General features: G+C 42.5%; 6 protein-coding genes and 1 pseudogene. 1 reads left to right on the forward strand and 6 read right to left on the reverse strand.

The genetic code is table 11. The features are described from left to right. From F6K49_RS31890 to F6K49_RS31900, 3 genes and pseudogenes are all read right to left on the reverse strand, one after another. Positions 1 to 184 (reverse strand): annotated as a pseudogene (locus F6K49_RS31890) (cytosine deaminase); the annotation flags it as partial. Positions 185 to 1078: 894 nt separating this feature from the next. Further along, complete coding sequence (locus F6K49_RS31895) at positions 1079 to 1732, reverse strand: DUF2301 domain-containing membrane protein (protein ID WP_293024395.1); 654 nt, start codon at positions 1730 to 1732, stop codon at positions 1079 to 1081. Between the two features lie 36 nt (positions 1733 to 1768). Next, positions 1769 to 2560 carry an SAM-dependent chlorinase/fluorinase gene (locus F6K49_RS31900; RefSeq protein ID WP_293067488.1) on the reverse strand — a complete coding sequence of 264 codons (792 nt, stop codon included), beginning with the start codon at positions 2558 to 2560 and terminating at the stop codon, positions 1769 to 1771. A gap of 284 nt (positions 2561 to 2844) precedes the next feature. On the opposite strand from F6K49_RS31900, the gene F6K49_RS31905 reads away from it, so the two are divergent. Beyond that, positions 2845 to 3489: a DUF1361 domain-containing protein gene (locus tag F6K49_RS31905; RefSeq protein ID WP_364302353.1), complete on the forward strand. Its 645-nt coding sequence runs from the start codon at positions 2845 to 2847 to the stop codon at positions 3487 to 3489. Between the two features lie 143 nt (positions 3490 to 3632). Here the strand turns inward: F6K49_RS31905 and F6K49_RS31910 are convergent, their stop codons facing one another. The 3 genes from F6K49_RS31910 to gmd form a co-directional block, all read right to left on the reverse strand. Further along, a complete protein-coding gene (locus F6K49_RS31910) occupies positions 3633 to 5816 on the reverse strand; it encodes a polysaccharide biosynthesis tyrosine autokinase (protein ID WP_293067485.1) in 2184 nt (727 codons plus the stop codon). A gap of 492 nt (positions 5817 to 6308) precedes the next feature. Continuing rightward, a complete protein-coding gene (locus F6K49_RS31915) occupies positions 6309 to 7253 on the reverse strand; it encodes a GDP-L-fucose synthase (RefSeq protein ID WP_293024400.1) in 945 nt (314 codons plus the stop codon). Positions 7254 to 7430: 177 nt separating this feature from the next. Then, the coding region (gene gmd, locus F6K49_RS31920) for a GDP-mannose 4,6-dehydratase (RefSeq protein ID WP_293103094.1) at positions 7431 to 8495 on the reverse strand (1065 nt) is incomplete at its 5' end.

Raw genomic sequence — 8495 nt, forward strand, 5'->3', positions numbered from 1 at the left:
ACTCTGACAGATAATATCCTTTACGCAGAGGAAGGCCAGTGGTGATTATTTTTTGATAATTACCCCGATCAAATTCTTCCATGGCACCTTTTAAGGCATAGTCCGGTAGCCATCCTTCTACTACTAATGCATCAGCGTTAATGGGAGAAGTAATCGATAAAAATGGGTGGATATGAGTTAACATAAAGAGACTACAGGTAATAATCAAAAAAGTATTCACAAACCATCCTTGAACCGTTAAACCCCACTGTTTTCGCCTACATACTAAACGCATGATTGGGACTTTTAATGAAAAATTATCTCGTCAATAGTCACTAGTCATTAGTAACCACAAATAAATGATATTGTGGTCACTAATGTACGGTATAGTCTACGGTAGAGAAAACCGTGGTCACCTAATCACTGATGACTAATAATCACTGATGACTAATAAGGTCTATAGCGCTTTTTAAGCTAGTAAGGTACAATTTTTTGGGTTTATAGGGAGCAGGGACTGAGGCCGTGGGCCACGCGGGGCGCGTTCGGAGCAGGGAGCAGTAAAGTCAGAAGAAAGAAAAGGTAAAAAATCCGGTGTACCTCATTAGGCTAAAAACCGCTATAGAGCATCTCACTTTTCTAGTACTTACCAATCAAAGTCCCATCTGTCCGGATTATTTTAAAAAGGATGATCGTCAGTCCCCTTGCTTCCTTCGTTTATAGTCTTGTTTTTTGGTAATTCGTAAAATCACTAGCAGCTTATTAATTTCCTACACGTTTGTAAGCATTCAGCCGTCAGCTGTCAGCTATCATGCTTAAAATAAACCTCGTTCCCGTAGCGTGCCCATCGCGCAAACAGGAGATTTAATAGTTCGAGATTAATGAAAATTGGAGTAAGCATTCAGCAGTCAGCGGTCAGTGGTCAGCTTATTTGATGCAAAAGCACCGATTAGTAGCCTGAGCACAGACCTTTGGCTGATAACTGATAACTGATAGCTGATAGCTGATAACTGATAGCTGATAACTGATAGCTGATAACTGATAGCTAATAGCTGATAACTGATAGCTGATAGCTGATAGCTGATAGCTGATAGCTTATAGCTTACACACGCTTCTTTTTGAGATACTCAAAAACCGACTTATCACCAATATCATCTGGAATCGGTTGCAATACTTTACGCAGGGCAAACACCATAAACAAAACCGCCCAGAGTCCTAGCAGAATCATCTCCCAATCTGTAGACCAAAATCCAACTATATGTCCCAGTAACAGCATGGGTACTAGGGGAGTTAGGAATTTAGTTTCCAAGCGATTAAAGCAAAATGCTTCCTTGAAATAAATTCCGGTTAACGCTGCAAAGGTAAAACCAATTCCGAATAGAGAAATAGGATGGTTATAAATGTATAGAGCAAGGGGCTCATTGCTGGAAAATGCCAGTGCAATTGAGGCAATGCAACCGATGCCCCAAAAGATTTGTAGTAGGCGGTGCAGGGGAGCTAGATAAATATGAATGGTGACTAAGCTAACCCCTAGGGCAAGGCAGAATAAGCCATAAAGAGGAGTCAGGACATTTAAAATACTTGGGCTAGCTCCTCGCAATAGAATTAAATTACTGGCGATCGCAAAGCTCAAGGCTGCTACCACTAAGCCAGCGCGGTAGATAACTACGCCAATGCGATCGCTTTCGGTAATGGTAAATTCGCCAAACTGACCTTGGTAAACTACCGGTTCAGATGGTTGTAGTGATGTGGTCATAATATCCTGGAAAGGAACTCGGTACTAATTATTATTCTAATTTTTAATGCTTAATTCCACTTTATCTCCCCAATCCAGCTGTAATTGAGACTTAGCACTCCCACCGTTAACAGCGATTTCCACCCAACCATGACTACCAATTAGGGCAACGAACTCTCCAAGTTGGCAATTGCTATAGGTTTGAGTATGGGGGATAATGCGATCGCTTATCTTAACAGACCAAGTTTTGCCATCAACCTCAGCCCCTGGGATATTAGTGATTAAATTGCCAAAATGGTCAACATATTGGATAGAACCAATAATCCCATCATCGGTTAGTGTTTTTGTTAGTATATCTAGCGTTACCAAAGTGTTTGGCTCAATTACCTCTCCCAAGCTTTCGATTGGTAAGCCACTAGCCAAGTGAGCTCCAACACTAGCAAAGATATCTCGACCATGAAACGTAGTGCTAGGATTTATAGTGCGCCAGTAGGCTGAGTTGGTTAGCTCAACTGCTGCCATGACTGGGTATTGCTCCAAAATTCCACTGAATAGCCCATTATCTGGACCGACCAAGAAACCCTGTGAAAGTTGGATAGCGATCGCTCTTCGGTGACTGCCGACTCCTGGATCAACCACCGCCACATGAACTGTCCCCGCTGGAAAGTAGGGATAAGCATTGATCAAATTAAACCGAGCAGCGGCTAGGTTTTGAGGGGGGATGTGGTGAGTCAGGTCTACTATAGTCAAAGTTGGGTTAACTTGGGCAATGACACCCTTCATCACACCCACATAAACATCTTGTAAGCCAAAATCACTCAGCAGAGTAATAATCCGATTCTGAGGCATGGTTATCTCAAATCCAGTTGACTGATGATCATATCCCTTCTCGGGTAATCGGTAATGGGTAATGAGCCAGAATTGTTATGAGCTTCAAAGGCTTCCAACTTTAAACCTTAAACTTTCAACTTTCAACTTTCAACTTTCAACCGTCAACTTAAGGCTTAAGTATGAAGTATGACCTATGAAAGCTCAAGCTCAAAACTCAAAGCTGAACGGATGAGTTAGGATAAGGATTAAATTCAATACCACTTAACAAGGCTAATCTACCCTAGAGCAAAGGTTCACTAATCATGTCTATGGACACATTACTGACAGAGGTATGGAAAGCTTGGCATAGCCACAATGGCTGGATGGCTTGGAATTTGTTTCTAGCATCAATACCATTAGCTCTAAGTTTTTGGCTATTCCGGAGTAAATCTGGCTTACACTCCGGATTATGGTGGATAGGTTTAGCAGTTTTTATCCTATTTTTGCCCAATGCGCCCTATCTGCTCACCGATGTGATTCATCTAATTCAAGCCATTCGCAGGAATTACTCAGTATGGACAATTACTCTAGTTGTTATTCCCCAACATCTGCTAGTTATCCTAACCGGTTTTGAAGCTTACGTTCTATCTGTGATTAACCTAGGTGAGTATTTGCAGCAGCGAAGGTTAGGAAAGTTGATATTTTTAGCTGAGTTAATTACTCATGCTCTGTGCGCCTTTGGTATTTATTTAGGACGATTCCAACGGTTCAACAGCTGGGACTTAGTTGCTCAACCCAGTAGCTTAGCCAAGAGTATGATTCATGATTTAACCTCTAAAGGTCCACTACTAGTAATGGCCGTAACATTCGTGGTGCTGACAGTATTTTACTGGATGATGAAGCAAATAACCTTAGGAATTATGATCAGAATGCGCCACCAAAGTTCTGGCAGCGCAGCTTCTGGATAATAGATTCACAGCGTGCAAGGTTTTACGGCTGATTACATTCAGCCTTTTCCTGACTGATACCAAATCCGGTTCATATAGGTTACTTAACTAAATCATCAAATCAAGTCTAGGCAAGGACTTTGATTGTTTTGAATATAGTCTTATTAAACCGGATTTGGAATGACATCTGGCGTAGTATAGTTTTCCCTGTTGCGGTAGATATAGCCGTCAGGTTCGTTCTTGAAGATGACACCATTGGTAACTAACCCCAGAACATTTTGACCTGAGCTGTTGAGAATTTCCATAGCAGCATTAGCCCTGGCAGAATCTGTTTTTTCAGGTCGGGCTACCAGTAAAATGCCATCAGCCATTTTGCCCAAAATTGGGGCATCAGCCATACCAGCTAATGCTGGAGTATCTATGATAACGCAGTCATACTCTCGTGAGAACTTCTGCATCAGTAAAGCCATCTTCTGAGAGTCCAAAATAGCCACAGGATTTGGAGGAATTACCCCAGCCATCAGAACATCAAGACCAGTCATTACTTCCCGTTTAGCCTGATGAAATTGAGCCTCACCCACCAGAATATCACTTAAACCCAAGGAGTTAGTTAGTTCCCACAGATGATGTTGAGATGGATAACGCAGATCAGCATCGATTAGTAACACCCGGCGTCCTACTTGAGCCATAGCCGCAGCTAAATTAGCACAGACATGGGACTTGCCTTCCTTAGGAACAGAACTGGTTACTACAATCGATTGCAGTGGTCGATCAGAACTGATAAATTTCAGATTCGCTTGCAGAATTTGATAGGCTTCACCGACGACAGAGCGGGGCAAATCTCTTGGAAAAATGGGGAAAACATTCTGTTGAGACGATCCAGCAAAATAGCTGGTACTGACCAGCTTGCCGTAATCTGGAATCACCCCTAACAAGGTATATCTAAACAACTCTTTTAATTCTTTGAGAGTATGAACCGATTTGTCTAAGAGGTCGATCAAGAAAGCCGTAGCGATCGCAACTAAGATACCAGCAAAAGCTCCCCCTGCCAGGATCAGGTTGATGGGGATTTGAATCGGCTCTTCAGGAACGATCGCCTCTGAAATCACAAGGGCATTACCGACATTTTGATTTTCCGCAACTCTAGTTTCTTGTAGCTTGCTTAACAAAATTTGGTAAGTTGCTTGTGCAGCAGCTACCCGTCGCTCCAGTTCCCGCTGATTCTGCTCTAATTTCGGTAGGACTCTAGACCGCTCTTTGTAAGACGACTGAGTATTCCTCAGAACAGCTAGTTGGCTAGTCAGCCCTAAACGCTGTACCTCGGACTGAACCAGTTCTGCAGTCAGTTGTTGCTGGATTGGTCCAAACTCTAACAAACTCTTAACCGGTGGCGCTGATTGTTGGCTACCAATGACTTGTGCTATTCGCTCTTTTAGTAATTTTAATAGTGCAGCTTCCTGAAAAGCCAACTGAGCCACTGTTGGGTATTCATCGTTGAAGCGGGTGCGCTCCACTGCTAACTGAGCTTGTATCTCTTGGAGTTGTTTCAGTGCATCCTGCACCCCAGTAGATTGCCTTAAAGACGTAGCTGCCACAGCTTGCTGTGTATCCAGACCGATCTTATTGCGCAAGCCCTTAGACTCAGCATTTATCTGTGCTAACTGAGCCTGAAGTTGAGAAATTTCGTCCTCTAATTTGGCAATCGACTCGACTGCAATGTTAGCTTCTTGTTGCAGGTCTAGTACTTTATTAGCTTCTTTGAATTTACGTAAATCCGCTTCTGATTGGCTGACAGTAGCTTCAACTTTTGGGAGTTGTTTCTCAATAAAGTCACGAGCAGCGACAGCTTCCGCTCGGTTAGTTTGGAGATCATTCTCTATGTAAACCTTAATCAGTGTGTTAACGATCCTTTCTGCCCAAGTAGGATCAAAGGATTCATAGGAAATAGTTAAGATGTCTGTCCCCGGAATTGGTTTGACACTGAGTTCTTTTAAAATGAACTCAGGAGAGATAAATTCACCGTTTTTATCCCTGAGGTTGAGAGTTTTGATGGTTTTTTCTATAATTGGTCTGGAAATAATAATTTCTACTTCCGTAGATAAAGGGTCCCTCTTGCGAGCCACATTATCAATAGTGCCAGTTGAATTATCAACCCCGGTCAAAGAAGAATTATCTGTCTTTAACAACAGTTGAGCTGCTGCTAAATAAACAGTTTTTTGAGAGAATGCATACCATGCTGCAAGACCAAAAAAACCAGCAAAGGCTAGGGTTGCTGGCAAAAAACGCCGTTTGAAAACTAGCCAGTATTTATGAAAATCTATTTCTTCTGAATAATCTATAGCTTCCATAATAATTGCTCAGGAAAAAATTTTAATAGTCACCGACAAAAAATTAGTAGATTACTCACCCTTTTTTCACCGTTAGAAGCTAGGTATTTTTTTTATAAATCTATCTATAGTTAGATGCTCTATAAATTAAAATAAATTATAATATTGATTGATTATACTTGATTAAGTTATTGTTATTAACAATCATCAAAAAAATACTATCATGTATATTTAGTTTTAGTGTTAATTTACCAAGTTTTTTTCGGTAAGGGGTAATGGGTTGGGAGTAATCACAATTCATCGTTGCCCTTTACTAATTACTAAACCTTACACTCTTAATGCTTCCAGACAGGATATAAATTGTATTTTGATTACTATTCTACTAAAGTCTGTCTGGCTTTAGCCTTCGAGGGCGAAGCATTTGTATACAAACTGGAACTGTTAGAGCTACTGTTTAAGCTACATATCCAGGTACAAATACTTCGCCCCTACCGACAATGGGTTTGGGTAGATTTAGCTAGCGTGTTGTCGATACCAGTCGATAGTATTCTTCAACCCCTGCTTAAACTCCATCTCAGCAGTGAAGTTAAACTCCTGCTTGGCTCGTTCAATATCCAGACAACGGCGAGGCTGACCATTGGGTTGATCAGTTTCCCAGACAATTTCTCCCTTAAATTCCATCAATTCGCAAATCAACTCAACTAAATCGCGAATTGAGATTTCATAGCCTGTACCCAAATTAACTGGCTCTGGCTGATTGTAATCCGTGGTAGCCATCACAATACCCCGTGCTGCATCGGTTGAGTAGAGAAACTCACGGGTAGGACTGCCATCACCCCACGCAGGCAATGTCATTTCTCCCTTTTGTTGGGCTTCATAGACTTTACGGATTAGAGCAGGGATTACGTGGGAACTGCTGGGGTCGAAATTATCTTCCGGACCATACAAGTTCACCGGTAACAGATAGATGCCATTGAATCCGTACTGTTGCCGATAGGCTTGTAGCTGGACTAAAAGAGCTTTCTTAGCAACCCCATAAGGGGCATTGGTTTCTTCGGGATAACCATCCCACAGGTTATCCTCTTTAAAGGGTACTGGTGTGAATTTGGGATAGGCACAGATGGTACCAACACAGACAAATTTTTCCACACCAGCTTCATAGGCGGCATGAATTAGCTGAGTACCCATCATTAAATTGTCATAGAATAGCTCAGCTGGCTTTTCTCGATTAAGACCAATGCCACCAACGTGAGCAGCAAGATGAATGATGATATCCTGCTGATCCACAGCTCTTTGACAGTTCTCTAAAGAACGCAGGTCATAATCAAGCGATCGCGGAATAGTAATCTTCTGTGCATCCGCTCCAGCTTTACACAACTGATCTACTACCTGACGTCCTAGAAATCCAGCTCCACCAGTAACTAGAATCCTCTTATTACTAAGATCTAAACTTTCCATTTATTTGTCATCCTTGCCTAGCTTTTGGAGAACTATCACCGTCTGGTGCATCGCAATGCAAGCAGGAATATACTAAGTCATTATTCAACACAAATCCTATCGATCCGGATTTGTGGTTGCTGATGTATTCGCTTGCACCAACGATGCTACCTTCACAGTCAGTCATAGACTAACGGATTAGTCAACCATTGTAGCTACACCTTGACGGATATAGGCTTGATCATTCAACGGTTTAGTACTCTTGCCGTTAGCGCTCGACAGACCCAAAGCTTGTAAATCCGCTTCTACCATTAAGGCTACCAACTCCTCAAAGGTTACAGATGGCTCCCAACCTAGTGCCTTTTTTGCCTTGGTGGGGTCACCAATCAGTATATCTACCTCAGCAGGGCGCAAATAACGCTCGTCAAACTCCACATAATTATTCCAATCCAGATTTACATATTTGAAGGCAATCTCTAAAAATTCCTTAACTGAGTGGGTTTCACCAGTAGCTACCACATAATCATCTGGTTTGTCTTGCTGGAGCATCAGCCACATGGCCTTGACATAGTCCTTCGCGTAACCCCAGTCTCGCTTAGAATCAAGATTACCCAGGTAGAGTTTTTTCTGCTGACCTCCGACAATTCGGGCAATTGCTCGGGTAATCTTGCGGGTGACAAAGGTTTCCCCTCGACGGGGTGATTCGTGGTTAAACAGTATACCATTGCAGGCAAACATGCCGTAGGATTCACGATAGTTTATAGTTTGCCAGTGAGCATACACCTTAGCACAGGCATAGGGAGAGCGGGGATAAAATGGAGTGGTTTCCTTTTGGGGTATGTCCTGTACCTTGCCAAACATCTCAGAAGAACCAGCTTGATAGAAACGCACGTCGATACCGGTGCGCTGACGATAGTCCCGAATCGCTTCCAAAAGTCGGAGAGTACCCATTCCCACCGAGTCAACGGTATATTCTGGGGAGTCAAAACTGACCCGAACATGGGATTGAGCCCCTAAGTTATAAATTTCCGATGGCTTAACCGCCTCTAAGATCCGGCGTAGGGTCACACCATCAGTCAAATCACCGTAGTGTAAGAAGAACCGTGCGTTTTGATTGTGGGGGTCTACATAGATATGGTCAATGCGATCTGTGTTGAAGGTGGAGGTCCTTCGGATAATACCGTGAACCTCATAGCCCTTTTCTAGCAACAACTCACTCAAGTAGGAACCGTCTTGACCTGTAATTCCAGTGATTAGCGCTCT

It is taken from the genome of Moorena sp. SIO3I6 (assembly GCF_010672095.1).